The 24,694-nt window shown below is 49.7% G+C and carries 22 protein-coding genes and 2 tRNA genes; 12 read left to right on the top strand and 12 right to left on the bottom strand.

All coding sequences use genetic code 11. From position 1 onward, the window contains the following. The first annotated feature begins 95 nt into the window (after nucleotides 1-95). Complete coding sequence (locus ACQ6WK_RS01625; RefSeq protein ID WP_432798997.1) at nucleotides 96-338, top strand: hypothetical protein; 243 nt, start codon at nucleotides 96-98, stop codon at nucleotides 336-338. A gap of 93 nt (nucleotides 339-431) precedes the next feature. Here the strand turns inward: ACQ6WK_RS01625 and ACQ6WK_RS01620 are convergent, their stop codons facing one another. After that, a complete protein-coding gene (locus ACQ6WK_RS01620) occupies nucleotides 432-1,193 on the bottom strand; it encodes a type II secretion system protein (RefSeq protein WP_432798996.1) in 762 nt (253 codons plus the stop codon). 39 nt (nucleotides 1,194-1,232) lie between these two features. Next, entirely contained in the window at nucleotides 1,233-2,141 is a 909-nt protein-coding gene (locus tag ACQ6WK_RS01615) for a hypothetical protein (protein ID WP_432798995.1), read from the bottom strand. Nucleotides 2,142-2,530: 389 nt separating this feature from the next. Here ACQ6WK_RS01615 and ACQ6WK_RS01610 point away from each other — a divergent pair, with 389 nt between their 5' ends. Beyond that, nucleotides 2,531-3,289: a GntR family transcriptional regulator gene (locus ACQ6WK_RS01610; protein ID WP_432798994.1), complete on the top strand. Its 759-nt coding sequence runs from the start codon at nucleotides 2,531-2,533 to the stop codon at nucleotides 3,287-3,289. A gap of 73 nt (nucleotides 3,290-3,362) precedes the next feature. Here ACQ6WK_RS01610 and ACQ6WK_RS01605 read toward each other — a convergent pair. Beyond that, nucleotides 3,363-3,436: transfer RNA gene (locus ACQ6WK_RS01605), tRNA-Val, on the bottom strand. 502 nt (nucleotides 3,437-3,938) lie between these two features. Here ACQ6WK_RS01605 and ACQ6WK_RS01600 point away from each other — a divergent pair. Continuing rightward, nucleotides 3,939-5,159, top strand: a complete 1,221-nt coding sequence (locus ACQ6WK_RS01600) for a nucleoside recognition domain-containing protein (protein WP_432798993.1) — start codon at nucleotides 3,939-3,941, stop codon at nucleotides 5,157-5,159. 67 nt (nucleotides 5,160-5,226) lie between these two features. Continuing rightward, a complete protein-coding gene (locus ACQ6WK_RS01595; protein ID WP_432798992.1) occupies nucleotides 5,227-5,769 on the top strand; it encodes a spore maturation protein in 543 nt (180 codons plus the stop codon). 82 nt (nucleotides 5,770-5,851) lie between these two features. Here the strand turns inward: ACQ6WK_RS01595 and ACQ6WK_RS01590 are convergent, their stop codons facing one another. The 4 genes from ACQ6WK_RS01590 to ACQ6WK_RS01575 form a co-directional block, all read right to left on the bottom strand. Next, nucleotides 5,852-6,484: a response regulator transcription factor gene (locus ACQ6WK_RS01590; protein WP_432798991.1), complete on the bottom strand. Its 633-nt coding sequence runs from the start codon at nucleotides 6,482-6,484 to the stop codon at nucleotides 5,852-5,854. Nucleotides 6,485-6,550: 66 nt separating this feature from the next. Further along, a complete protein-coding gene (locus ACQ6WK_RS01585; protein ID WP_432798990.1) occupies nucleotides 6,551-7,720 on the bottom strand; it encodes a PAS domain-containing sensor histidine kinase in 1,170 nt (389 codons plus the stop codon). Nucleotides 7,721-8,277: 557 nt separating this feature from the next. Then, nucleotides 8,278-9,261, bottom strand: coding sequence for a dTDP-glucose 4,6-dehydratase (gene rfbB, locus ACQ6WK_RS01580; protein ID WP_432798989.1), 984 nt, complete (start codon nucleotides 9,259-9,261; stop codon nucleotides 8,278-8,280). A 3-nt stretch (nucleotides 9,262-9,264) separates the two neighbouring features. After that, nucleotides 9,265-10,020 carry a sugar phosphate nucleotidyltransferase gene (locus ACQ6WK_RS01575; protein WP_432798988.1) on the bottom strand — a complete coding sequence of 252 codons (756 nt, stop codon included), beginning with the start codon at nucleotides 10,018-10,020 and terminating at the stop codon, nucleotides 9,265-9,267. A gap of 438 nt (nucleotides 10,021-10,458) precedes the next feature. Between ACQ6WK_RS01575 and ACQ6WK_RS01570 the strand changes: the two genes are divergently transcribed. Together ACQ6WK_RS01570 and ACQ6WK_RS01565 are read left to right on the top strand one after the other, a co-directional pair. Further along, nucleotides 10,459-12,864 (top strand): glycosyltransferase, encoded by a 2,406-nt coding sequence (locus ACQ6WK_RS01570; RefSeq protein ID WP_432798987.1) that lies wholly within the window; start codon nucleotides 10,459-10,461, stop codon nucleotides 12,862-12,864. Nucleotides 12,865-13,132: 268 nt separating this feature from the next. Continuing rightward, nucleotides 13,133-14,170, top strand: a complete 1,038-nt coding sequence (locus tag ACQ6WK_RS01565) for an NAD(P)/FAD-dependent oxidoreductase (RefSeq protein WP_432798986.1) — start codon at nucleotides 13,133-13,135, stop codon at nucleotides 14,168-14,170. 144 nt (nucleotides 14,171-14,314) lie between these two features. Here the strand turns inward: ACQ6WK_RS01565 and ruvA are convergent, their stop codons facing one another. Next, nucleotides 14,315-15,001 carry a Holliday junction branch migration protein RuvA gene (gene ruvA, locus ACQ6WK_RS01560; protein ID WP_432798985.1) on the bottom strand — a complete coding sequence of 229 codons (687 nt, stop codon included), beginning with the start codon at nucleotides 14,999-15,001 and terminating at the stop codon, nucleotides 14,315-14,317. Between the two features lie 96 nt (nucleotides 15,002-15,097). Here ruvA and ACQ6WK_RS01555 point away from each other — a divergent pair, with 96 nt between their 5' ends. Beyond that, a complete protein-coding gene (locus ACQ6WK_RS01555) occupies nucleotides 15,098-16,252 on the top strand; it encodes a DUF3592 domain-containing protein (protein ID WP_432798984.1) in 1,155 nt (384 codons plus the stop codon). Between the two features lie 7 nt (nucleotides 16,253-16,259). Here the strand turns inward: ACQ6WK_RS01555 and ACQ6WK_RS01550 are convergent, their stop codons facing one another. The 4 genes from ACQ6WK_RS01550 to iscX all read right to left on the bottom strand — a co-directional run bounded on the left by ACQ6WK_RS01550 (nucleotide 16,260) and on the right by iscX (nucleotide 20,327). Then, entirely contained in the window at nucleotides 16,260-17,579 is a 1,320-nt protein-coding gene (locus tag ACQ6WK_RS01550) for a hypothetical protein (RefSeq protein WP_432798983.1), read from the bottom strand. 83 nt (nucleotides 17,580-17,662) lie between these two features. Next, nucleotides 17,663-18,859: a hypothetical protein gene (locus ACQ6WK_RS01545; protein WP_432798982.1), complete on the bottom strand. Its 1,197-nt coding sequence runs from the start codon at nucleotides 18,857-18,859 to the stop codon at nucleotides 17,663-17,665. 197 nt (nucleotides 18,860-19,056) lie between these two features. Continuing rightward, nucleotides 19,057-19,926, bottom strand: coding sequence for a PaaI family thioesterase (locus ACQ6WK_RS01540; RefSeq protein ID WP_432798981.1), 870 nt, complete (start codon nucleotides 19,924-19,926; stop codon nucleotides 19,057-19,059). A 113-nt stretch (nucleotides 19,927-20,039) separates the two neighbouring features. Further along, complete coding sequence (gene iscX / locus ACQ6WK_RS01535) at nucleotides 20,040-20,327, bottom strand: Fe-S cluster assembly protein IscX (protein WP_432798980.1); 288 nt, start codon at nucleotides 20,325-20,327, stop codon at nucleotides 20,040-20,042. Between the two features lie 475 nt (nucleotides 20,328-20,802). Here iscX and ACQ6WK_RS01530 point away from each other — a divergent pair. The 5 genes from ACQ6WK_RS01530 (at nucleotide 20,803) to ACQ6WK_RS01510 (ending at nucleotide 24,656) form a co-directional block, all read left to right on the top strand. Continuing rightward, nucleotides 20,803-20,875: transfer RNA gene (locus tag ACQ6WK_RS01530), tRNA-Trp, on the top strand. A 137-nt stretch (nucleotides 20,876-21,012) separates the two neighbouring features. Next, entirely contained in the window at nucleotides 21,013-21,408 is a 396-nt protein-coding gene (secE, locus tag ACQ6WK_RS01525; RefSeq protein ID WP_432798979.1) for a preprotein translocase subunit SecE, read from the top strand. Nucleotides 21,409-21,518: 110 nt separating this feature from the next. Next, the gene (gene nusG, locus ACQ6WK_RS01520) at nucleotides 21,519-22,289 is read left to right on the top strand and encodes a transcription termination/antitermination protein NusG (RefSeq protein WP_432798978.1); all 771 of its coding nucleotides are present in this window, start codon (nucleotides 21,519-21,521) and stop codon (nucleotides 22,287-22,289) included. 391 nt (nucleotides 22,290-22,680) lie between these two features. Continuing rightward, nucleotides 22,681-23,994 (top strand): FG-GAP repeat protein, encoded by a 1,314-nt coding sequence (locus ACQ6WK_RS01515; protein ID WP_432798977.1) that lies wholly within the window; start codon nucleotides 22,681-22,683, stop codon nucleotides 23,992-23,994. Nucleotides 23,995-24,134: 140 nt separating this feature from the next. Further along, a complete protein-coding gene (locus ACQ6WK_RS01510; RefSeq protein ID WP_432798976.1) occupies nucleotides 24,135-24,656 on the top strand; it encodes a hypothetical protein in 522 nt (173 codons plus the stop codon). Nucleotides 24,657-24,694 lie beyond the last annotated feature (38 nt).

The raw sequence follows: 24,694 nt of genomic DNA, 5'->3' as shown, positions 1-24,694 counted from the left end.
ATGCAAATCAAAATTATAGAAGATTCGCTTCTCGTTCACTGTTTCCTGATTTATGATTGACCTAGAGTGATCAGCATCAAAAAGGGAGACGCAAGATGAGCAAATCGATTCACATCCGTACTTGCCTATTGGTTGTAGCAACCTATGTTTCGCTATTAACGATTACAGGCAGCCTTAGTGCCCACGCTACCAACCCACCGCATACTCATGTCACCAGCGAACATCACTTCCTCGAATATACCGGCTTGTACGCCCTGATCTTTGCTGCCCTCGCAATCGTTTATGGTATCTACCGCGGTGCGATGAATAACAAATCAAAATCCAGCCACCATAAATAAGCTCTACCTAATCAAAACGAATACATCAACTGTAAAACAGCACACGATAGAAACCGTGTGCTGTTGCCTTTACTCACTACATAAAAACTACCACTAGCGAATCAATCGACCAATACGTCCCGATGTGGCATAGCCAGAAACAGCCTCTTCCTGCTTATCTTCACCATCAATTAGTAAACCAAATTTACGGCTCGTAATATCTATACCCTTGATAAACTCCACATGGCCATCCATGAAGGCATAGTTACGACCTTCCATCTGTACATGTGGCCACTCTGTAATATCTGTTGATGAACTAAATCGCATCCAACCGCTCCATACCTCATCAACCAATGGGTCAGCATCAAATGCCATCGCATTTCGCAATGAACTCCGAGTCGAAAAATTTGGCTCATCGACAAACGAACATAGATTCGAAGGCTCAGCAAAATCCATCTTCCCCAACATCGTCACCACGCCATTTGCCGCATATGAATTTTTGTTGTCATATGCAACTGTAGTGGAGTCATTGTAGTTGGTAGGGCAAAGAAACAATTCAATATTCTCTTCCATATGCTTATGTAGATAATAAAACCAATTACCACGATTCTCTGATCCAACAACAACCTCACCCGTGGCCAGTGCACCATTAATACTCCGCAATCGACCATGCTGGTAAGGGAAATAACCTTTTGAATCAATCTGATATGCTATCGCTGCCGTCTGAATCTGACGTAAGTTACTGCCGCACTGGATCATCTGCGTATTTTCGCGCGCAGATGTCAGTGCAGGCAAGAGAATAGAGATCAGTAATGCTATGATTGATATGACTACAAGCAATTCGATTAGTGTAAATGCTGATCTTTCTAACTTCATACCATTCACTTTCTGTAGATGAATAAAATTTTGAGGTCATCACACCGAATTTTTTCGCCGCAACATCATCAAGCCCATTAATGCAATCACAGAAGCACTCGCAGGCTCAGGAATCGCAATGTGCTTGTTGTATAGATGCGTGCCAACACTGGTCGCCTCTGCGACAGACAACTTACGATCATAAACAATAAATTCTGCAATCTCGCCATCAAAGAAATTGCCTGGATCAGTATCTGTCTTACCTGAACCACTCGCGGCAAGGCGTGTATACAAATGGCCATTCAATGCGAGATTCGAAAGATCCGCATCAGCAGAACTGTCGCCTGTGGTCGTAGTGCCGGCAGCGTCAGTAACCGATGAGATCATCAAATCGTTCGCACTATCCAGCTGGCTGATCCCAATAAAATATATGCCTGCTGAGAGTGTCCCCGGCGTATTAGCCACATCAAAATCATTGTTCTGCTCACGGCCAGATGTACGGTAACCATTAGAAGCATGTGACATGCTCTCAAGTGCTGAAGCGCTCAAAACGGTCGTCCCCGGATCAGGATCAATGTCGCCATAGCCAAAGCCAACCATACGATCATTTGCTAGCAAATCTGCTTTGAAAACAACAATCCAGGTCAGATCGCCGGAAGCTGTATCAAACAGCGTCGAAGCACCAATCTCAAGAAATTGAGCTGATCCATCAAACGAAACTGCATTTTCGCCATTTGGCGTCGCACCTGATACCAACTCCCCCGTACCTGTCGCATTCAAACCGTTTCCTGAAATATCATTCCAACCAATCACGTTACCATTACCGTCATCAACGATACTACTACCATCTAAATGAACCAATAAGCCACTTGTTACTGGTAGCGACGCACCCTGCACATAATCCACACATACCACAGCAGCAAGCATCCCCATGCTGCACGCAAACCGACTCATCTTTTGAATCATCATCTTCCTTCCTTTCATCATGAATTGTGTTCTAACAAGAAAATCAACCAAACCGATATGCCGCTAACGATAGAACTCTGTTCGATACATTGAATAAAAGCGAACCATTAACACCTCATTGAGATGTTATTAGTATATCAATGTTTCCTGGTCTTGCAACTAAAAACTTCCGCCACCCCGTGCGTGAAAAACAGAATACTACGATCGCACAGCCTTATTGCATCTCTTTTTGTAAAATACACTTATACTTACATGGTATCTTACAAATCGTATAAGTCCGTTACTGATACTGATTACCCCTACAAAAACACCATGCCATTAATATGTCAATACTTCAATATGTGTTATTCTTATCTATCGAGAAATAAATTCATACATTTCGAGTAGTGGAAATGAACCTGAAGAACACACAGAAGTCAAACGCTTATAACGCCATACAGCAAATGCTGATCGACGGCTCTCTCCCCCCAGGCAGCCTTGTCTCTGAAGTTTCTCTCGCCGCAAAAACCGGTTATGGCAGAACACCCATCCGCGAAGCCATCAGTATTCTTGAGCACGAAGGTCTCGTTTCTCGCCTACCTCGCCACGGCACAATTGTTAACACACCCGATATTGCAGAAATCACCCACTACTACGATGTCCGTGAGGCACTTGAATGTTTCTGTGCCGCGCGTGCTGCATCAAGTATGCACCCCGAAGAACATGCCAAACTGGAGATCACAACTCGCAAGTTAAAAGAAATACTTATAAAAATGCGATCCGATAAGATTCAGGTACTCGATGGTGAACTTCTAAAAGCTGCGCTCGCTTGTGATCTCGCTTTCCATATGATCATCATTCGAAACGAACACAACCCTCAAATCCTCAAAATAATTGATAATTCCCGTACATTTATAAGAATCTGCAATATCAAGCATAACTCTACATTTCGAATCATGGCCCACATATATCGAGACCATGAATCAATCCGACGCGCAATCATCAAACGTAATCCAGAACTCGCATCACACCGAATGTCAAAACATATACAGCGCAGTCGTGATCAAAGTATCGCAACCTATAGCCGCCACCAAACAACAACTGATGTTCTACGCACAATGGACGACAACATCGCCAACGATATTTTTCATCAAATTCAAGATTTGCTATAGCATACCCCCATCAATCCTTCACACGCTTACTACATAAAAAAGACGCTCTGAAAATTCAGAGCGTCTTTTCCAATGGGCCATACTGGACTTGAACCAGTGACCTCCTCGATGTCAACGAGGCGCGCTAGCCAACTGCGCCAATGGCCCATAAACCGGCAATTTCCTGCCGAGCCACAGAGTATACACAGACCACTTCTACTTGCCAACTACACATCATTTCACACAAATACACCCGCTGAACGAACGATGCCAAGCCATGAATCAGCAGAGCTTTACGTCAAAATTGACTAATTTACACTCAGAGTGCTCTCCATTCGCCCCATCAATAAAATTCCCATAATCTTTTACAAAAACATAACTTACAACAAACACACGTCTCTCTCACTCCTTCGCAACTTCATCATTGACACATCGACCTCAAAAATGTTATATAACTATGAATATTGATTCGGCAGACCAGTGTCATAAATGCCTGTTTCATAAAAACCTACGCATGTTATTCTGGCAGAGTTACGTCCACTGATTGGCTATCCGCTTAACTCATTCGCAAAACTACTCCATTGTTGATAGCTATCGTCGGCCAACCTCGCCAAAACATTCGCCAGCCTGATCAAGCCACGTTTTAATCATTCACTTTAACGGATATCGCATGAATTACGTTTGGACCGCACTGATCGTACTCAGCCTCGCCTTCGCCATGTTTGCAGACATCGGTGATCTGGCTTCAGATAAATACCGCAACCGCACGCCTTTGCCCGTAACAATTCAAGTACAAGATGAACAATCTTTCAGCAGCAACAACACCATCTCTCTTACCGAATCTGCCATCATCAATCAACCATCCGGCAAAGAAGAAGTCTCACCACTACAAAACGCAGCGGAGATTGGTGTCAATCCAACCATATCAGCTTGGGATTCTGCTAACTACCCTGTCAACATCCACGTGCATGTTGATCCGAAGCAGTACATTGATTTTTATCATTTAGACCAAGATCTTTCACAAGCCGAGCAAACTGAAATCCTCAATACACTCACCGCATACTTCGCCACACCGTTCAACGGACAAATCAACAAAACACAATCCGGAAAAATCGAACTCCGTTTCGACGTCCCCAGTAAGCTGCCCAAACCGCTCGACACCATCTACAAATCCAATAAAAACAAAGCCGGCCAGTTTATTACTGAAATCTCCACACTTCCCATTACACCCAACGGTACCGCCACCCTCGACCTCACACCCATCCGCTACCTCAAACTTAAAGCGATTACCGACGCTGCCTTCGACTTTGCTGATGTCGCGGTCACCATTGCACTCGGCTTGATCGGCGTATTGGCACTCTGGCTCGGGCTCATGAAAATCGCTGAAAAATCAGGTCTGATCTTTGCATTCTGTCGCTTGATTCAACCCATCTTACATCCACTTTTCCCAGATATTCCCAAAGGCCATCCCGCCACCGGCATGGTCGCACTCAACATGGCCGCCAATATGATTGGCCTTGGTAATGCCGCTACTCCTCTTGGCATCAAAGCTATGGAAGAACTCCAATCCCTCAGTAAAGAAAAAGACACCGCCACAAACTCCATGGTCATGCTGCTCGCAGTCAATACTGCTTCACTTCAAATCACACCCTCCGCTACATTGCTGGCGGTGATGGGTGTGGCCGCGACCGACCTCCTCGTCGCTATCCTCATCGTCACCGCACTCTCCGGCACCATTGCCATCATCACTGCAAAACTCTTCAACCGCCTGCCGATGTACAAAAAATCAGACCCCGGCCATATCGATTGGAAACCTGGAGACACAACCGTAACAGATCCAACTGTGTCGCTTGAAGCCGTTGTCGCCGAGGCGACCACCGGCAAAGACTAACACCACGCAACATACTGCACCGCATCAAACACAAAACATCACCAGCTCACGCTGGAAGGAATAAAAAATGCTTCCCATCAAAGACATCCTCAACATGGCCTCACTCTTCGTTATACCCGCCATGCTCATGCTCATCCCTCTCTACGGCATGTACAAAAAAGTACCTGTTTACGAAGTCTTCGTCGAAGGCGCGAAAGAAGGCTTCAAGATCGCCGTCATGATTATTCCTTTCCTTGTCGCCATCCTTTTCGCTATCGGCATGTTCCGTGCTTCCGGCGCCATGGACGAGTTACTGAACTTCCTTCGCCCTGCCCTCACCGCTATCAATGTCCCGCCAGAAGTCCTCCCCATGGCCATCGCACGCCCTCTTACCGGCTCCGGTGCCACCGCTATTCTTGTCGATATCGTTAACGAACACGGTACCGAATCCATCATCACCCGTATCGCCGCCACCATCTCTGGCTCAACAGAAACCACCTTCTATATCATCGCGGTTTACTTCGGTGCTATCGGTGTCAAAAAGTACCGCCACGCTCTCGTCGTTGGTCTCATCGCAGACATCGCAGCTATCATCTTCGCCATCTACATCGTGCAATGGCTCTTCAGCTAAAACCAACAACATTCAGACATAAAAAACCCTGCACGAATATGCAGGGTTTTTTAATAATCAATTTATTGCATACAAATCTTCGTTAAACTTCGATGCCACACGACTGGATACTACCCGCCAACTCCAAAAGCGATTCTGCCTGACATTTTGCAAGAATATTCGCACGATGTGAAGCAATAGTTTTACTAGATAAATCCAAATCCGAACTAATCTCTTTATTACTCTTACAAGCCAACAGAGATCGTAGCACTTGACGTTCACGAGTTGTTAACTTAGACAAACCTAAATTGATCCTCGCTCCAACTTGATGAATCTGCCTATTCTTTGCATCAATCTGAAGTGTATTCTGTACCTGATCAATCAAATCCTGCGGCACAAACGGCTTCTCTAAAAAATCAATCATCCCGCCACGAATTGCACTAACAGCAGTCGGCACATCAGCATAACCCGTAATCATGATCGCGGGAGGACAATACGACTGCAATTCAGCAGCTTTTTCTACAACCGTTAAGCCAGAAATATCCGGCAAACGCAAATCAATAATCAAACATCCAAATTCATCCAATGATGTATATGACAGAAAACTATGTCCCTCATGGAAGGTGACTGTCTTCAACCCGATCGATTCCATCATGGCTTGAATTGACTTGCACATCTCTTGATCATCTTCGATCAAGGCGACACAATTCTTGGTGGCGAGATTCTCTTCGCGCATAGGGTCAATTCTCTTTCACTTATTGACTTTGTACATCCAGTTACTACACCGTGGAACGAAACGTTTTTAACAACTTTCTGCCGCATTGTTCACAGGCAAATAGCAATTAAAGCACGCACCGTTCTCATAACTATTGTCCAAGCCGATCTCTCCTCCATACTGACTAAGAATGTCTCGGCATATCCATAAACCTAACCCCAACCCCTCTGATTTACTTGTTTCGAATGCTTTAAATAAAACATCCCGTCTATCTACCGCCACACCCGGACCTGTATCTGCCACACATATACAAATGCGGCTATCATCAACTAACTTTGTTGATACAACAATCTCCCGGTTTTCGATCCCTGCTTCTTCGAAAGCATCGATAGCATTGGTAATAAGGTTACACAACACTTGCTGTAACTGAAAGCCATCAATCTCAATTTTTGGTATATCACATGATAACTCAAAACGCACCAGAGTATGGTGTGTTTGCGTAAGCGGCAACAACATCCTTATCGCGCGGCATATCGCATCGTTTATATCTATTTTTTCAGTCTTTCGTGGCGCCTTTCGGCTTAAGAAAGATCTTAATTCACCTGCAAATTTTCCTGCATCAAGCGTTATTGTTAAAGCTCGATTGAGATACTCCAGATCTTCCTTATCAATACCATGTTTTTGATGTAATAATCTCAACGAGGTATCAATATAATTTGCAATTGTTGTCAATGGCTGCCGAATTTCATGAGCAATCGCAGCATGCAGTTGACCTGCCATCATTAACTTTGAAACCCGTACATATTGCTCAAGCTCAAGTCCAAGATCATCCTCTTGGCTAACTTGATCAGTCACATCTAATGTCAAAATATTCACGACCGGTTCAGATTGGTATTCAATCACTGGCCCCATCGAAACCCACCACCACTTACCATTTACATCGCGAATAATTAAGCGATGTAGCTCACTTGTTTGGAAAACCTCTGCAAGCGTTTCGCGGTAAATCTCAAGATAAGTCGCATCAATCCATTGATAAACCGTCTGCCCACAGACCGCTTCACGAGTAATACCTACATCGGCATTATTCATATCAAGAATAACACCCTGTGCATTTACCGCCATCACGATCGCGGGCAAATGGCGAAAGACTGTTTCCCGCCAATCCTCATGTCCATCGGATAAAGCCGAAGGCCAATCGTCATGAGTCGACATTACCGCTGGCTTTTCGGACAAACCGCGATGGCCTACCCGGGTCATCTGGATTTCCTTACGAAATAATGTCATTGGCTGCCTGTACTCACTATTGCATGATGGTGACAAACAATGCAAACAACTCACACCACAAAGATTCGGAACGACACAATCTTAGTTTGATGCACACCTATCCCTTCACCCTTTACTTCACGCGCGGCCAGACATTCTTGAATTGCTCCAAGGTACTTACTCCCCCCTCTTGCATCCTTCAAAACCCACCGAACAGTACTCATCTGATCCATGACCCGTAGCATCAATACAAATAATGCCCGTCATGACATAGCATGGTTCCCACTCAGAAATGGACCCTCCTTTCTAGATGCTATCTGCTTTACACAAGGTAGATCTATTAATTCGTACTGCGTCTAATACCTGAAACGCAATGATTCATACTAAATCTAATACGCTGAGGACACATGCTACGAACCCTATGCTTATTTGATAACGCAAACGCCCATACTTTGCAAAGCTACGTAAGCGATTTAAGCACTATTTTCTGCTGATGAAACACTGATGTGACATAGCAACATGGCCGAAAATCAACGCGACTAAACACCCAGTCAACCATAATGGGTCGTATACCACGCAATCAGCGCGTCCAGTTTATCAGTAAAGTCTGAGACGCTTGCCTTCCAACCAAGATTCTCCCTGATTTTTCTAGCGTCTATCGCATACCGCCGATCGTGACCTGCCCGATCCTTCACATACTCGATCATTGACTCAGGCTTCCCCATCGCCCTCAAAATTATTTTTGTCAGTTCAAGATTTGATCTCTCACACGCCGCACCAACGTTATAAACCTCCCCTGCTTCACCGTTCTCAGTGACACAACACAGCGCCTCAACATGATCGTCAACATGAACCCAGTCCCGAACATGCTTGCCATCGCCATAAAGCGGAACCGGCTTGTTTTGAAGTAGATTTGTGATAAACAGCGGTATCAACTTTTCTGGATACTGGTATGGACCATAATTGTTCCCACACCTTGTCACCACAGTATCCATGCCGTAAGTTCGATGATACGCCTGCACCATCAGATCAGCACCAGCTTTAGATGCAGCATATGGTGAATTTGGGCGCAAACACATATCCTCGGTAAACCGTTTTTCTCGCGCTTCTAAGCTCAACTCACCATAAACCTCATCAGTCGAGACATATACAAACCGCTTATCTCCTGGCGGATCAACCTCACGCATCGCATCGAGCAAAACTTGTGTACCCAACACATTGGTTTGAACGAATGGCCTCGCATCCACAATCGAACGATCAACATGTGATTCAGCCGCAAGATGCAAAACACAATCACATGCTTGAATCAAATCACGTACTAACGATTCATCACAAATATCACCCTTAACAAACTGGTAGCGTTCATTACCTTCCCACTCTGCCAGATTCTTTCGGCGCCCTGCATATGTAAGCGCATCAAGATTGATAACGAATACATCTTTGAATTTTTGCATAACGTGATGAACGAAATTCGTACCAATAAAACCACAGCCCCCAGTAACCAACACGCGCATGCCATTCAATGATCTTTTCATGATTCATCCCTCGCGAAATGTATTAGCCCCGTACTGCTCGACCATCCGCCGCGCGTACTGCAGTGAATCCAACGTACCAACATCTGCCCACCAACCATCTAACATCTCCCAGCGCATTTCGCCAAACTTGATATAACAACAGTTCACGTCCGTCACTTCTAACTCACCACGTTCGGACAATTCTATCTCACGACAGAAACCAAATGCTCGCCGATCATAAAAATAGATCCCCGTCACTGCCAGATTACTTGCAGGCTGCTCTGGCTTCTCGGTTATGCCCACCACTTGCTCAGCTTCAACATGCGCCACTCCAAACCTTTGCGGGTCAGGCACAGGCTTAAGCAACACCATCGCTCCATCGCCGGTTGCAAGAAACCGCTGCCCCACCTCGTGTAAGTCATATCCCACCAACTGATCACCAAGCATTACACACATTCGATCCGCTTGAACACTCTCCTCCGCTGCAAGTAACGCATCTGCTATACCTCGCGGTTCAGCTTGTCCCACCACCACGACCTGCATTCCTTCGGTCACCGCATCGGCTACCACATAATCCTCAAACCCCGCCACATCCTCGCAGCATGTCACCACTGTCACCCGCACAATCCCCATGTGTTTCATCGCCTCCAGCGGATAACTCAGCATTCGCCTGCCGCCTACATCCAACAGATGCTTGTTCAGCGAATCCGTCAGCGGCCGCAATCGCGTCCCCCTCCCACCTGCCAAAATCACACCTTCCATTTGATCATTCGTCGTCAATATGCCTCTCCGCTGTCGTGATTGACCTATTCTGGCCCATAAGCAGCATAACATATCCCCAGCGCCAAACCTTCTCCAGTTCCTGCACCACCATTCATCGGCCTACACGATGGCCTTCAGCCAACTACCATCCACTCCTTACTCATATACACCCCAGCCCCACCCTTAGGGCAACAGTCCATGCACAAATCCATTGCTCATCGCCGATGCAATACTTATGATGCGGTAGAGATACTTATTAGTCACATAATCTTCTGCACTTATACGGTTTTTTTGTTTTCTGTTCCTAATACACAGGGGTCCATGATGCAATCCCCCGGCTCTCCCAAGCGACGGGCGCATTCGGCTCATAGAGTTCAACAGACAAACCTTGCACCCAACATACAGCAAGGCCTCCGTGTACCTCACCCCACTGCTCGCAAAACCGTAGGCAGAAATATGCTTCAAAATTCTAAACCCAAATCTTGGGCTGCCCTACAAAACCTCGCTTGTGTAGGCACTTATGTCCCTAGACGATGCGGTATCGCTACATTTACCCATGACCTCACAGACGCACTCACCTCCGCAGCACCCGACATCAACACGATGACCGTTGCCATGAACGATCGCCCCGAAGGCTATCGTTATGCCAACCGCGTCTGGTTTGAAATCAATCAAAACCGCCTAGTCGAGTACCGCCTCGCTGCAGACTTCCTCAACATGTCCAACGTCGACGTCGTCAGCCTTCAGCACGAGTTCGGTATCTTCGGCGGACCCGACGGCTCATACATCCTCGAAATGCTCCGCCGCCTGCGCATGCCCGTTGTCACCACACTCCACACCGTTCTCCGAACACCTACTGACTCGCAACTCAAAGTAATGCGGCAGCTCACCGATCTCACCGACTGCTTTGTCGTCATGGCCGAACGCGCAGAAGAGTTCCTACGCGATATCTATCACGTTCCAAACGAAAAAATCCAGCTCATTCCGCACGGCATCCCTGATGTCCCCTTCGTCGACCCCAACTACTACAAAGACATCTTTGGCGTCGAAGGTAAAAAAGTCATCCTCACTTTCGGTCTGCTCGGCCCCTCCAAAGGCATCGAGAATATGATTGAAGCCCTCCCAAGCATCATCGAAAAACATCCAGACACCGTCTACATCGTCCTCGGCGCGACGCATCCCGGTGTCATCGCCTATCAAGGAGAGGAGTATCGCCTCGGTCTGCAACGCCGCGCCAAAGAACTCGGCATTGCCGACAACATCATCTGGGTCAATCAATTTGTTGAACTCGAACAACTCATTGAATTCCTTGGTGCTGCAGATGTCTATGTCACACCCTACCTTAACGAAGCGCAAATCACCTCTGGCACGCTCTCCTATGCACTCGGCTCCGGTAAAGCTGTCGTTTCCACACCATACTGGCACGCACAAGAACTACTCGCCGAAGACCGCGGCATCCTCGTTCCCTTCGCCGATACAAACGCCCTTGCCAACGGTATCAATCATCTCTTCGATCACGAATCTGACCGTCACGCCATCCGTAAGCGCGCCTATCAATACACCCGTTCCATGGTCTGGCAAGAAGTCGCGGAACAACACCTCTCGCTCTTCCAGTCTGTTCGCGAACATCGCAACCAAAATCCCAAACCCAACCTTACAGCCCGCCCCAACCTCCTCAGCAACACCAGCATCAAAACACCAGAACTCGCTGAGATTAAGCTCGAACAACTCGTGAACCTTACCGACTCCGTCGGCCTCCTCCGCGCAGCCATTGCTACCGTCCCAGATCGCAATCAAGGCTACACCACCGACGACAACGCACGCGCCCTGATCATCACCCTTATCGCACAAGACTATCTCCACGCCACCCATGCCCAACCCCGCCTCGAAGACCTCACCACACGCTACCTCTCTTTCCTCGGACACGCCTTCAACGCAGAAAACAAACGCTTCCGCCACCATCTCTCATACGACCGGCAATGGTTCGACACCGACGGCTCTGAAGATTCGCACGGCCGCGCCATCTGGGCACTTGGCGAAACTGTTGCGCGCTCCACCACACGTGGACATATGACCTTCGCCACCAATCTCTTCCAGCAAGCCCTCGAACCCTGTACCTCACTTCAATCTCCACACGGCTGGGCCTACGCGCTCATCGGCATCCACGCTTACCTCCGCCGTTTTTCTGGCGACTCCCATGCCCGCCGCGTCCGTGAACAACTCGCACAAAAACTCTATGACGCCTTCCAACGCAACGGCTCTTCCGATTGGCATTGGCTCTCCGATGAACTCACCTACGCCAACGCGCAAATCCCCCACGCCTTGCTTCTCTCTGGCCGATGGATGTTCAACAATGAAATGATTCAAGCCGCACTCCGCGTCCTCGATTGGCTCTACAACATCGAAACCGCCGACGACAACGATCATTTTGCTCCCATCGGTTCCGACGGTTGGCTTGTACGCAACCAATCCAAGACTCGATTCAACCAACTCCCCATTGAAGCCTCCGGCATGATCAACGCCACGCTCGAAGCTTACCGTATCACCGCGGACAAACGCTGGCTCGACCGCGCTTACACCTGCCTCAACTGGTTCCTCGGCGACAATGACCTCCACCAACCACTTTACGACCCGACCACCGGCGGCTGCGCCGAAGCACTCCTCCCACACGGCGTCTCCGAAAACCAATCTGCTGAATCCACCACCGCTTGGCTTCTCGCTCTGCTCTCCCTCTACGACCACACCCAAGGCGAAGACGCAACAACCACCACCGAAAGTGAGTCCACACCAACAAAACCAGCAAAATCGCAATCTCCCACCACCAAACAATCAACTTCTAAAATCAAGTCCCCGACCAATTAGCACAATACAATCTCATCTAATCAGCGCTTAGATTTATCCAGAAAAGCAAATCCACGGCCCGAACCCGCGAAGCTTTTTATACACAATCACTTCTCACCAGCCAATGACCACGGGCTGCCAGCCAATCATTCATCTCATCCATTGAAATAACCCGCCGCCATACCCTGTTATATCGCTACGTCCACATGCAGCCTCCCTAGAAGCAACTTTCAGAAGCAAGTTCCGAGGCTGACTTTCCCCCCAACATCCAACCCCGTACAATTCCACCATGAATCAATCTAACAGCGAACACATCGAAAGAGTTGTCATCGTCGGTTCCGGTCCCGCAGGCTGGACCGCCGCCATCTACGCAGCCCGCGCTAACCTCAAACCCCTCGTCTTCCCCGGTCGCGCCGTCGGCAAAGACCTGCTCCCCGGTGGGCAACTCATGCTCACCACTGAAGTCGAAAACTTCCCCGGATACCCCGGCGGCATCCAAGGCCCTGAAATGATGCAGCAATTCTTCGATCAAGCCTTATCATTTGGCACTCGCGTCGCCACCGATAAAGGCATCCAAACCAAAGACGAAATCACCATGGGGCTATACACCCCCTGCCAGAACGTCACCTCCATCGATATGTCCAAACGCCCCTTCACCGTCACCGGTGACAACGGCCTCACCGTCAAAACACACTCAATCATCATCTCAACCGGCGCTAAAGCCAACTGGCTCGGCCAAGAAAACGAGCTCCGCCTCGCCCAAACCGGTGGCGGCGTCTCTGCATGTGCCGTCTGCGATGGTGCTCTACCCATGTTCCGTGACGCAGAACTCGCCGTGGTCGGCGGCGGTGACTCCGCGGTTGAAGAAGCATCCTACCTCACCAAATTTGCCTCCAAGGTTTACATGATCGTTCGCCGCGATGTCCTTCGCGCCTCCAAGATCATGGCTGACCGCGCCATGAACAACGAAAAAATCGAAATTCTCTGGAACACTCGCGTTGCTGAAGTCCTCGGCGAAGAAAAAATTTCTGGCGTAACCCTCGAAGACACTAAAACAGGTGAACAACGCAACCTCGATCTCGGCGGTCTCTTCATGGCCATCGGCCATACCCCCATCACCGACTTCTTAGACGGGCAGCTCGAAACTGATAGCGAAGGGTTCATTAAGCTCAAGGATACCTACCGCTCAACAACATCCGTCGAAGGTGTTTTCGCTGCGGGCGATGTCGCAGACACCGTCTATAAACAGGCCATCACCGCTGCCGGCATGGGCTGTAAAGCCGCCATCGATGCTGAACGCTGGCTCGCCGAACAAGGCATCGACTAAACCACCCTCTCCGCGCAAGCTCGCACGTTCTACGTGTGGGAACACACCTTGAATTTGTAGCAAAAAATTTGCACACAAGCCTACGGTTTCCAAACCGTAGGCTTTTCATTCGTACGCACATTGATCGATGATCGATCTCAAATATTACTTCACTGCCCGCGCCGCATATACCGCCGCCACTACCTCGTCCACACTACCAAAATCGTCTTCCCCATCACCCAATACCTCATCAATCCAGCTTACCGCTTGCGCTCGATTCTCACCCAATGACACAAACACCGCCAACGCCTCACGCGCCAAGCTTCCCCCACCGCGCATCATCACACCGTCCTCTTCAATCTCACCCAATACCTCGCCATCTAACACCTGAGTAGACACCTGCTGCACGCGCGCTGCCCCCGGTAGGAAATCATCCACCTTTCCTTTCAAACTCACGACAATCGTCTCTGCCGTACGTTTTCCAATCTCCGGCAAGCTCTGAAGTGTCGACGTATCACGATCGGCAATCGCACCAGCCAACTGCTCACTCGCCAAAGCCATCGCCCGCAGCGCCTTACGGTTACCGATCCCCTTTACCGTTGTAAACAGTTCGTAAAAAGCTTTGTCCTGTTCGCTCAGAAAACCCGCTAACCGCGGCAGGAACGTCGAGCCTTGCCCCTGACTTTCCAGATAATGCAACGTAGACAGTTTCACCCGCTCACCAATTTGTCCACCTAATCGGTTCACCGCAAACGCTGGCAAAAGCACTTCGTACACCATCCCCCCTCCGACATTCAAAAGTGCGGCCTGCCCATCCAATCCTTCCAGTATGCCTTCAATGCGTGCTATCATCGTTATAAATCATACAACCGCGCGCCCTTTTCCGATACCTCTTGGTCCGCTTCCCACATCCTCGCACGCCAACCCCCTCTTCATCCGATCTTTATATTGATTCACACCAACACACGCGTTCCGGGCGGGGATTATCGCTTGCGTTTTCTTGTCACACTCACCATCCTCCTTTGTATCACCGTCGGCTTGCTCGGCTACGGACTGCTCCGCGCCCATCACCAGTCCCATCTACTCAGCACTTTCGAACCCGTCCGCGCCACCATCACTGATGCTAAATCCCATCAATCAATATTCGGGTTCAGCACACCTCACATTACCTACCAATACACCATCGGCTCCAAACGCTATACTGCCACCCGCTTCGCTCCACTCCACATCACTGGCACCGCAGCTTGGGCCAAACAAACAATCGCTCACTACCAAATTAATCAATCCCACACCGCATACATCTCACCAGAAAATCCCACGCTATCCTTCCTCTCACCTACCGCATCTTACATCCCGAACCTCGCCATACTTATATCTATTATGATTATAAGTATGACAACACTTATTATTCGCATCGGCGGTGCTTTTGACACCCTCCCTAAATCCACTCCACCTGATCGCTACCAATGGATACAGCTTACCCCGCATACCACGCCAACTCTCACCGCAATCACATTAATCTTTCTTTCGTTCATCTGGTTAATACTTGCAGCACTAACCCTCTTACACTACCTCATCTTTGTTTATAATCCATCATCTCCCCTCATACTTCCCATCATTACCACCGCAATGACAATGCTAATCGTTATCGCTCCAGCTTTTGTCGGCTTTATCAATCTCAAGTACACCAATCACATCCAGCTCACTACGGCATATACCACCAGTCCAATCCTCTCACTCGCTAGCGACTATGTTATCAGGGCCGAACAAATCTACGCATCAACTACCCACATCGATTCACTCGCCATCCGTTTGGTTTGTGATCAATCTACGGGCCTCTCACGCACACGACTCTTCCAGACCACTGCCTCCGCCCCGCCACCCGCCATACTCAAGCCTGGACAACAACTTTCCTATACTCATACCTTCACAGTCCCCAAAAACAAACGCCGCCCCTCCTCCCCCTTCTCGCGCATCGACTACCCCCGCATCGACTGGGCTATCGAAGTCGTTACCATCTTCCCAAACAAAAAAATAATCGTGTCTCGCTTCCCCATCATTGCCGCACGTAATACGCCTGAACAACCAAAAACTCCTGCCTAATCCACGATTAGACCTCTGCCGTCTCAGGCTCCTCTGCTTGCTGACTACCCGATACCTGTTCAGAGCTTGGCGGCGTCTTCATCGGTACCGCAACCTTCGGCGCTTTCCGCGTTCTGATCCACTTACTCATCTTATCTCGCAAACCCGGCCACTTCGCCGTATCACTACGCACCGCAATAAAACCGTGATACATGTCATCCACAATCTCCGCCAACTTCGCAATGTAACTCAGCCGATACTCAATAATCTCACGCGGCGTCTCCGCATCTTGGATCTCCGGCAACTGCGCACCCGACACAATATACTTATCCCCCTGCAACATCAGCTCATAACTCAACTCCCCATCCGACAACAAAAGCCCTAGCTTCCGTGGCCACTTCCCCGTCACCATCGCCTCTGCCGCTTCTGGCAAACGATCCGGTGCATTGCCGCGTAGCGTCTGCTTCCCCCCAGCATCCCATGCGCAATCCATATCCAGCGCTTTATCAATCGTGATGAAATATTCACGCTTTTCATTCGCATCTTCAACTTCACACAACCCCTCATTCGTCTCAGCCAGATACAAGAGGTAATACAAAAACTCGTTGCCTAAAAAATCCTTTAGATCCACACTCTTACTTACCCATGGCACGATCGGCGTCGCCAAATCGTCATACCCGCCGATCTCTGATTCATCACGATTCATCGCGGCAACAGCCGGCGGCTTGGTAAACTTCGACGGACGGAAATCTTCGTAATCCCGTGATGAATGGTTTTCACGCAGATAGAACCCCGCCGACAAGCCCGACGACATACACTCCAGATCAACAGCAAAGGCGTGGCGCATCTGCCGCGCAAGTTCTTCTATTACACTGTTAGACGCGCCGCCAAGATAGATCATCCCCGCTTTCAAATCCCACAGAATCGGAAACATCTTTGACTTACGGAACTTGCCTGCTGCTAGGTCTTCATGCACCTGACGTTCTGCAAGCTCTTTTGCCTCACGTTTGTCCGACTTAGACGCAAAACCCGACGGGTTTCCCGCCGCAGCTGCCTGCTCATTGATCATCTTGTACGCTTGTTTATACTCCGATGGCACCTTGTGCGTGTCCATCCGCAATGCAAACAAAAGCATATTCCCATACCCACATTTCTCATATGTAAACTGTGTATCCAAGATGTGCTGCCCGGTTACAAAACCCGCCTCGGTTTCATCTGGTGCGCCAATCTCAACTTCTTGAAACTTATGCTCAGCAAGAATTGATAGCGCCGCCTCATCGACAGCTACTGGCCCATCACCGATTACCTTAAATCGCAAAAATGTCACACGTCCTGATGTAAAGGGCATCTCAATCCCATCCTTCTATGCTACGCGCAGCAACACCGCGCCTAATCTTTGATTGAATAGAGCATCCCGCTCTCTCACCATGCTTATACAGACACCGGCTCGCGTTCCTTCACAGCCGGCAAAAGTTCTACCACCACCCGCGCGATCACTAGAATCCCCAAAAGATACAAAATCCACCACGCCTGATTCCCAATGAAATAGCCAAACACCACCGGGAACCCCGCCAGCACGGTAATTGCCCAAACGATCACTTTTCCACGTGCCACAACGCGTCGCCTGGTTGGAATCATACACAACCAAACATACGCCGGGAACGGCAACCCATACGCCAACAAAAACGTCCGATATCCCACCTCCGCCACGGTCTTGCCAAACACCTCGTTCATCTGCCCTGATGCGATCCAACCCAAGAGCAAGCCACCTGCCGCTAGAAAAAATACTCGCACAATCCCCGACCGCTTCATCCGCATTGAGATTTCACGCGCATGAATCGCCACCGTGAACCCAGCTTGCAACGTAAGCTGCAAAAACAAAATCGTCCACCAACCGCCAGGTAAATCTAAGCCGACCCCTTCATAAAGCACCGGCCGCAAGATCCCTGAGTACGCCAAACTCAGCGTGATGAACAAAGCAAACACAATCCCAAAACCAAACAAAAACGCTAGCTTCCCCGCATTCCGTGAAGTCGATTGGCGTGCTCGATGGAAAGTGAGATCCAAATATGGACACAAAGCAAACCCAAGCACTGACGCCGGGATAAACAAGATCCAATCCGTCATATCCAAACGGTGCGGCTCACCCAATTGCGTCCACGCCCCTCTGATACTCATCCCCACGATCGCTACAACAATACACGGGATCGTCACCGCCAGCGTCGCGATCACAGTGCCCGGCCGGCGCAACACCATCACCCACAGCACCACCGCTAACACACAAGGCGCAACCACGCCTACTGTTCCGAACAACTTAAAGTACAACCATGAAATCACAAAAAAGTGAAACGTGATCGTCACTTCCGAAAACCGCAAACACATATCCCGGTGCATCCCCGTTACCCGCCGCGACACCGCCGCCGTCGGTAACACAAATCCCATCGCCGCCGCACCAATCACATTCGGCACCGCAAACGCCACCCAACCCAAAAACCCAAAATCATTCACCAACAAAACTGGCAACACCATCCCAATGATCCACGTCCACGACGAACCCAAAAACGCCGACCAGAACAACACCGGCCCCACGCCGCGATCCGAGATTGATGGGTGTACCTTTTCGATCATCTTTCGGCTACATCACTTGCTTGAACATGAATTTAGTGCGAGCGATAGTTTAGCACATGCAGCCGGGGAAGTGGCCCCACCTTCGTACATATCCTGCGACTCTTTTCCATCGCCCTAGCCAAACAAAAAACGCACTTGATCTGCATCAGGTGCGCCGCTCTTTGTGAATATGTTCTGGAGAACTTTGGTCTTAAACTTTATTTCCCCGTCGCGCGCTTCCGCACGAATTTCTTTCGCTGACGATACTGTGTCTTAGGCGTCACATGGAAACGAGCCGTACACTTCCCAACCCGTCGTTCCTTCCGATCACCCGGCACAACCATCTGCACAATCTGCATCTTGATCGTGATGTTAAATTCTTTTCCAGACGCTACCAGCGCCTTAATATCTTCCTCCGGCTCGATCCGATACACCGCCGGCCCAAAGCACGGACGATGAAAATCATAACTCAAATGCTTACACACAACCGTGTAATGCTGCCCACATTGCTGGAACACATACATCCCACCCGCCACTTCCGAATTCGCAAGCAGCGCCCCACCTGCCATCGCGTTATACCAATTCCGATTAAACCGGCGGAACGGCAAGAGTGCCGAGAATGTCCCCACATCACCATGATGGAATTTAATCCCACTCCGAAACGCTAGTGGCAAGAACACCCACGAACACACACGATGCCAAAAGTTATTCTTCGTCGATAGCTTGGAGATCTTCGCTTCGCCGCGATTGATCAAACGCGCAATCCATGACGGCTTGTACTCGGTTCCCTGCCCTGGAATCTTAATCAGCGTCTCACGATGCTTCGGCTTCTCTTCAGCTTTAGCATCCTCTATCGGTGCGGCTTCAGCTTCTTCTTCCACTACATCATCTGACACTTCCGGATCATCCTCAACCTCAGCCTGCTGTGCTGCATACGCAGCAATATCCTCATCGGTAATCGACACAGATTCCCCGCTGCCATCTTCCGATGTATGACTCACATCAAATTCCTCTTCCACCGGCAGATCCGTCTTATCAGACAACTCCGATGAGGTGGAGGTACGCATTGTGGGTTCGGCTGGTTTCATCCGATTCTCATGCCGTCCAATGATTCTGCTTACGTCTTATTTTATTCACCGTCTTATGACCACCACCCGCAACAAAGGCAGGACACAGGCGTTCAACAATAACGGCTTACCATTCAGCGGTACGGATTATTCGGTTCGTACGACGACTCGCCGTCTTCACCACCATCACCGCTACCGTTTTCTTCCAACCTCTCTTCGTGCCAGCCGACTTGGATCGCCTCCAGAATCTGCTCGTTCACCGACTGACCTTCCTCAGCTTCAAATCCCTCAAGTCCCTCAACCAATTCCCGCAACTCCGTAAACTTCACCCCCAGCGGGTCAACATCCGGATACGCCTCCAAGAGTGCCAAAGCAATATCCTCGATATCCGTCCAACTGAATGTAAAGTCCGGCTCTGCCATCTTTCTAGTCTCTTCGGCTGACTTTTTGTCCCATCCCTCAAAAACGCAGGCCCAGTATGCTAGCAAATTTCAACCCGACCGCACCTAACAATCACCCTTTCCCGCAATCTTTCTCCGCAATATCCCTCATACCACGCCCTCGACGGTCTCAACACCTCAACTTACGGCAACCTCACAGTATAGGTTCTCATTGTACCGCATTTGGCCATATGCCCTAATCAGGATCGCACCCCCAACCCGTGCTATCCTCCCAAAACTCCAAAAACCTCACCACCTTCACCACAAACTCATTCTCACGACTAAAATAGGACAATACTGGACGCACGTGCCTGAAATCGGCCAATCCTGTCTGAAATGACTTGACGAAATCGCCGAAACAGGGTCTAATGTTCCCCACAGGCCTCCCAGTTCGGGAGGCTTATCAATAGGCTCAAGGAAGTATCACAATTTCCAACACCAGCCTAATGACAACCAAACGGGCGTAGCTCAATTGGCAGAGCAGCTGATTCCAAATCAGCAGGTTAGGGGTTCGATTCCTCTCGCCCGTGTTCACGGAAGATTTCTAGGGTCAAGATGCCAAGGACATTGGCTGCATTTTGGTGCGGTACAATCCTCAAAGATGGATCAAAACCATCATACGGAGCACCCGCTCCCGCCATCAAAATCTATTTGAAAGACGATAGATATGTTTAAGATTTACAAGCCAGGCGAAGGCTATTGGACACGCACGCTGACATGGATCGGCGCTGGTACCCTCGTCCTCTCCGGCATCCTCTACCTCTGGGGACAGCTTGAAAACATCGCTACCAACACTGTCTACTGGCAGGGCGGCATGGCACTCGCTACGGTCATTATCTTCGGCTCGTTCCTCTTCTGGATCATGAACAAGCCAAATGTTGCTGAATTCATGATCGCCACAGAAGCTGAAATGAAGAAGGTGAACTGGCCGTCTCGCCACGAAATCGTCGGCTCCACCGTAGTGGTTATCGCTGGTACCCTCCTCATGGCAGGACTTCTTTTCGTAATTAACCTTGCCTTCGGTGCTTTCTTCCGCTGGGAACTCATTGGCGTCCTAAAATAAATCACCCGAAAAAACGTGACGAAACGCTCTACCTTCTCTATAGCATCAGAACCAAGAGCGTCCACTCAAAACAACCCAACTAACCTGTGAATAGACGGAAGGCTCTCGCAATGAACGAGCAAGAGAATCCGACAACCGAAAAACAAATCGATGACATCCTCTCCGCTGACGGCCCACCACCAACGCCGCCCGCTGAAGAACAAACAGAGGATCACGAACCCGGTCAGCTCGGCTCGCCTATCGCGCCGCCGTCGCTAACCCCCGACCTCTCCAAAGCAACTCAGCCCGCAGACGATCTCTCCGAAGAAGAAGAGCCACTCGTCTACGCTGGCATGAACTGGTTCGTCCTCCGCGTCGCTTCCAACAAGGAAGACTACGTCCGCCAAACCTTGCTCTCCAAGATCAAGATCGAAGGGTTCACCAATCTCGTCAACCGCATCATGGTCCCGACAGAAAAAGAAAAGACCATCAAGGGCGGCAAGCAAAAGATCATCGAAAAGAAACTCTACCCCGGCTACGTCTTTGTCGAAATGCGTCTCGAAAACGATGGGCGTATCCCACAGGACGTCTTCTTCCTGATTAAGGAAACCACCGGCGTCGGCGACTTCATCGGCACCGCAGGCCGCCCATCACCCATGTCGATCCCCGAGATCGAAAAGATGCAGCAGGCCTCCAAACCCGCCGAAGAACAGCCTACCGTCAAGATGGAATTCGCTCCCGGCGACCATGTCAAAATCACCGGCGGCCCCTTCGAAAACATGGAAGCCACCGTCGACGAACTCCTGCCCGATCAAGGCAAGGTCCGCGTCGTCGTCACCATCTTCGGCCGCGCAACTCCCGTCGAACTCGAGTACTGGCTCATCGAAAAATTCGAAGAGTAGCCCCCCCTCCCCCGGAAGTTTACGACTTCCAACACAACATCAAACAACACCAAGCCCACGGCTTCCACGCCGTGGGCTTTCTTTTCTTAATAACATTCATTCCCAACACGATTTTCTAATACAACAACCCTACACGCTCCGCGTGTAGGGTCTCTTCTCCTCTATAACCACACCACCCCATTCCCCCATCTTGACAAGCCCCGGACCGCCGGTCCGGGGAGGAACTTTCGGGGAAGCACATCTCTCCCATCTTACGCAAACCAACCAAACGCTAGGCGTCCATCAATCTTCGACACGGCAAGAAGTTTCATCCGTGACACGCCTGCACAGCAAGATACAATAAAGGCTGCCTGCATATTTGAGACTCATACATATTCCGGAGGAATTAAAGATGATGCTTTCAGCCACTTGCGGTTCGCAAAAAACCAACCGCTCCATCACACGCATCTGCACCACCAGCCTATTCGCCCTCGCTGCTCTACTCTCATCAGTAGCAACCACCCACGCCGAAATCAAAATCACATCAAATGACGCCGCGGCAGAAGACTGGTTTGGCTTCGCCACTGATGTATACAACGACATCGCCATCGTGAGCGCCTTTCGTAATGATGACAACGGTACCGATTCCGGCTCTGTCTATCTCTTCAATACATCTAACAACAAGCAGGTCGCAAAGCTCACCGCTTCAGATGCAGCAGCGGACGATAAATTTGGCGTATCCGTTGCAATCAATGGCAATACCGCCATCATCGGAGCACCAAGTAAAGATGACCTTGGCCTCAACTCTGGTGCTGCTTACCTCTTTGACATTCAAACAGGCACACAGATCACTAGACTCATCCCTTCTGGGCCACAAAAAGGCGGCTATTTCGGGGGCGCGGTTGCGATCCATGGCAACACCGCCATCGTCGGAGCAAGCGGCAATGATGAACTAGGCATAAATACAGGTGCCGCCTATCTCTTCGACATCGCCACCGGAAACCAAATCGCAAAACTCACCTCATCCGATATCGCAGTATGGGACGCCTTTGGCCACTCTGTCGCCATCGAAAATGATTTCGCTATCGTCGGAACACCATCCAAAGACGATGAACACGGCAAAAATTCCGGTGCTGCCTACATCTTTGACGTAAAGACAGGTCAACAGATCACCAAACTGACACCCAATGACCCCGTAGAATACAATAGTTTTGGCAACGCCGTCGCCATCAGTGGAAATATCGCCATTGTTGGCGCAAACGCCAATGATGAATACGGCATCAACGCCGGTGCCGTCTATCTCTTCGACATCACTACCGGAAACCAAATCACTAAACTCACAGCCTCAGATACCGTAGCCGGCGACTTATTCGGATACTCCATTGCTATCAGTAACGATATCGCCCTCATTAGCGCACTGAGCCACGATGCCGATGACCCCAACACCGGAGCCGTTTACGTATTCGATATCACAACCGGCAACCAACTTGCTAAACTCGTAGCCACTGATCCTGCAACTTTCGATGGTTATGGTTCCGATGTCGGCATCCACGGCAATACTATCGTCATTGGAGCAAAATATACCGACGATCACGGATACAACTCCGGCTCCGCCTACATCTACGACCTCCCCACCATCATCCCCGAACCCGCATCCCTCTCCCTGATCACTCTCGCCTCACTCTTCCTTACCAACCACCGCCCTACCCGCCGCAAACGCGCATAACCCCACAAACAAAACATCAATTCACGAATCAGCACCGCGTACGTCCGCGGTGTTTTTTTATTGGCACCTCGCCACAACCCCTCCTGTCACATCATCACAAAACCTCAACCACCGCGAATCATCTCGCCGACACCATTTCTATGAAAACCGTCTGCACCATCTTACTCCTCTGCTTCTTTCTCTCCGCCTGCTCTGCCGCGCCCAAAGCCCATACCAACGCGGCCCCCGCCGCCCCAAAAAACCTCACCCCCCAACAGGTCATGCGCACCTGGACCAACCTTGGCTTCACCTCCCTCAAACACTGGGACAAACACAACCCACAAAACCCCGATCAACCCTACGCTACCAAAGCCAACAAATACGTCGGCCTGCCCAACCGCTTCAATCAGCGTAATGAAGTTGAATGTGAAATCTTCGGTCCCTCCAATAATGCCGCCTCCGAATACCGCGTCGACCTCAAACTTAAAAACATCGTCTACGAACAACCCACCTACAACCTCGCCTTCAAAGCCATCCGCGTCTTCGCACCCGATCCACCCAAAGAGGTGGTCGCCGCCTTTCGCCAAAGAAAACGCTACGATATCCCACCTTGGAAAGTCACCATCCAGGACTACAACACATTCATCGAAGTCCGCGCCGTCTACAAACCCGAATCACATTGATCGCTATGTTTCATTACGATGATTATCATGCTTAATAT

The organism is Poriferisphaera sp. WC338, from assembly GCF_050931845.1.
GTDB lineage: Bacteria > Planctomycetota > Phycisphaerae > Phycisphaerales > Phycisphaeraceae > Poriferisphaera.
Note: the sequence above shows the minus strand (reverse complement) of the source record. Positions and strands in the feature narration are given on the sequence as shown.

Coding starts and splice junctions, on each gene's coding strand:
- ACQ6WK_RS01590 (WP_432798991.1), bottom strand. CDS start 6,484: ATGCGCGAAGAGAATCTCGCCACCAAGAATTGTGTCGCCTTGATCGAA.
- ACQ6WK_RS01570 (WP_432798987.1), top strand. CDS start 10,459: ATGCTTCAAAATTCTAAACCCAAATCTTGGGCTGCCCTACAAAACCTC.
- ACQ6WK_RS01610 (WP_432798994.1), top strand. CDS start 2,531: ATGAACCTGAAGAACACACAGAAGTCAAACGCTTATAACGCCATACAG.
- ACQ6WK_RS01620 (WP_432798996.1), bottom strand. CDS start 1,193: ATGAAGTTAGAAAGATCAGCATTTACACTAATCGAATTGCTTGTAGTC.
- ACQ6WK_RS01600 (WP_432798993.1), top strand. CDS start 3,939: ATGAATTACGTTTGGACCGCACTGATCGTACTCAGCCTCGCCTTCGCC.
- ACQ6WK_RS01545 (WP_432798982.1), bottom strand. CDS start 18,859: ATGATCGAAAAGGTACACCCATCAATCTCGGATCGCGGCGTGGGGCCG.
- iscX (WP_432798980.1), bottom strand. CDS start 20,327: ATGGCAGAGCCGGACTTTACATTCAGTTGGACGGATATCGAGGATATT.
- ACQ6WK_RS01625 (WP_432798997.1), top strand. CDS start 96: ATGAGCAAATCGATTCACATCCGTACTTGCCTATTGGTTGTAGCAACC.
- ACQ6WK_RS01595 (WP_432798992.1), top strand. CDS start 5,227: ATGCTTCCCATCAAAGACATCCTCAACATGGCCTCACTCTTCGTTATA.
- ACQ6WK_RS01550 (WP_432798983.1), bottom strand. CDS start 17,579: ATGCCCTTTACATCAGGACGTGTGACATTTTTGCGATTTAAGGTAATC.
- ACQ6WK_RS01510 (WP_432798976.1), top strand. CDS start 24,135: ATGAAAACCGTCTGCACCATCTTACTCCTCTGCTTCTTTCTCTCCGCC.
- ACQ6WK_RS01540 (WP_432798981.1), bottom strand. CDS start 19,926: ATGAAACCAGCCGAACCCACAATGCGTACCTCCACCTCATCGGAGTTG.
- ACQ6WK_RS01565 (WP_432798986.1), top strand. CDS start 13,133: ATGAATCAATCTAACAGCGAACACATCGAAAGAGTTGTCATCGTCGGT.
- secE (WP_432798979.1), top strand. CDS start 21,013: ATGTTTAAGATTTACAAGCCAGGCGAAGGCTATTGGACACGCACGCTG.
- ACQ6WK_RS01585 (WP_432798990.1), bottom strand. CDS start 7,720: ATGACCCGGGTAGGCCATCGCGGTTTGTCCGAAAAGCCAGCGGTAATG.
- rfbB (WP_432798989.1), bottom strand. CDS start 9,261: ATGAAAAGATCATTGAATGGCATGCGCGTGTTGGTTACTGGGGGCTGT.
- ACQ6WK_RS01615 (WP_432798995.1), bottom strand. CDS start 2,141: ATGATGATTCAAAAGATGAGTCGGTTTGCGTGCAGCATGGGGATGCTT.
- ACQ6WK_RS01515 (WP_432798977.1), top strand. CDS start 22,681: ATGATGCTTTCAGCCACTTGCGGTTCGCAAAAAACCAACCGCTCCATC.
- ruvA (WP_432798985.1), bottom strand. CDS start 15,001: ATGATAGCACGCATTGAAGGCATACTGGAAGGATTGGATGGGCAGGCC.
- nusG (WP_432798978.1), top strand. CDS start 21,519: ATGAACGAGCAAGAGAATCCGACAACCGAAAAACAAATCGATGACATC.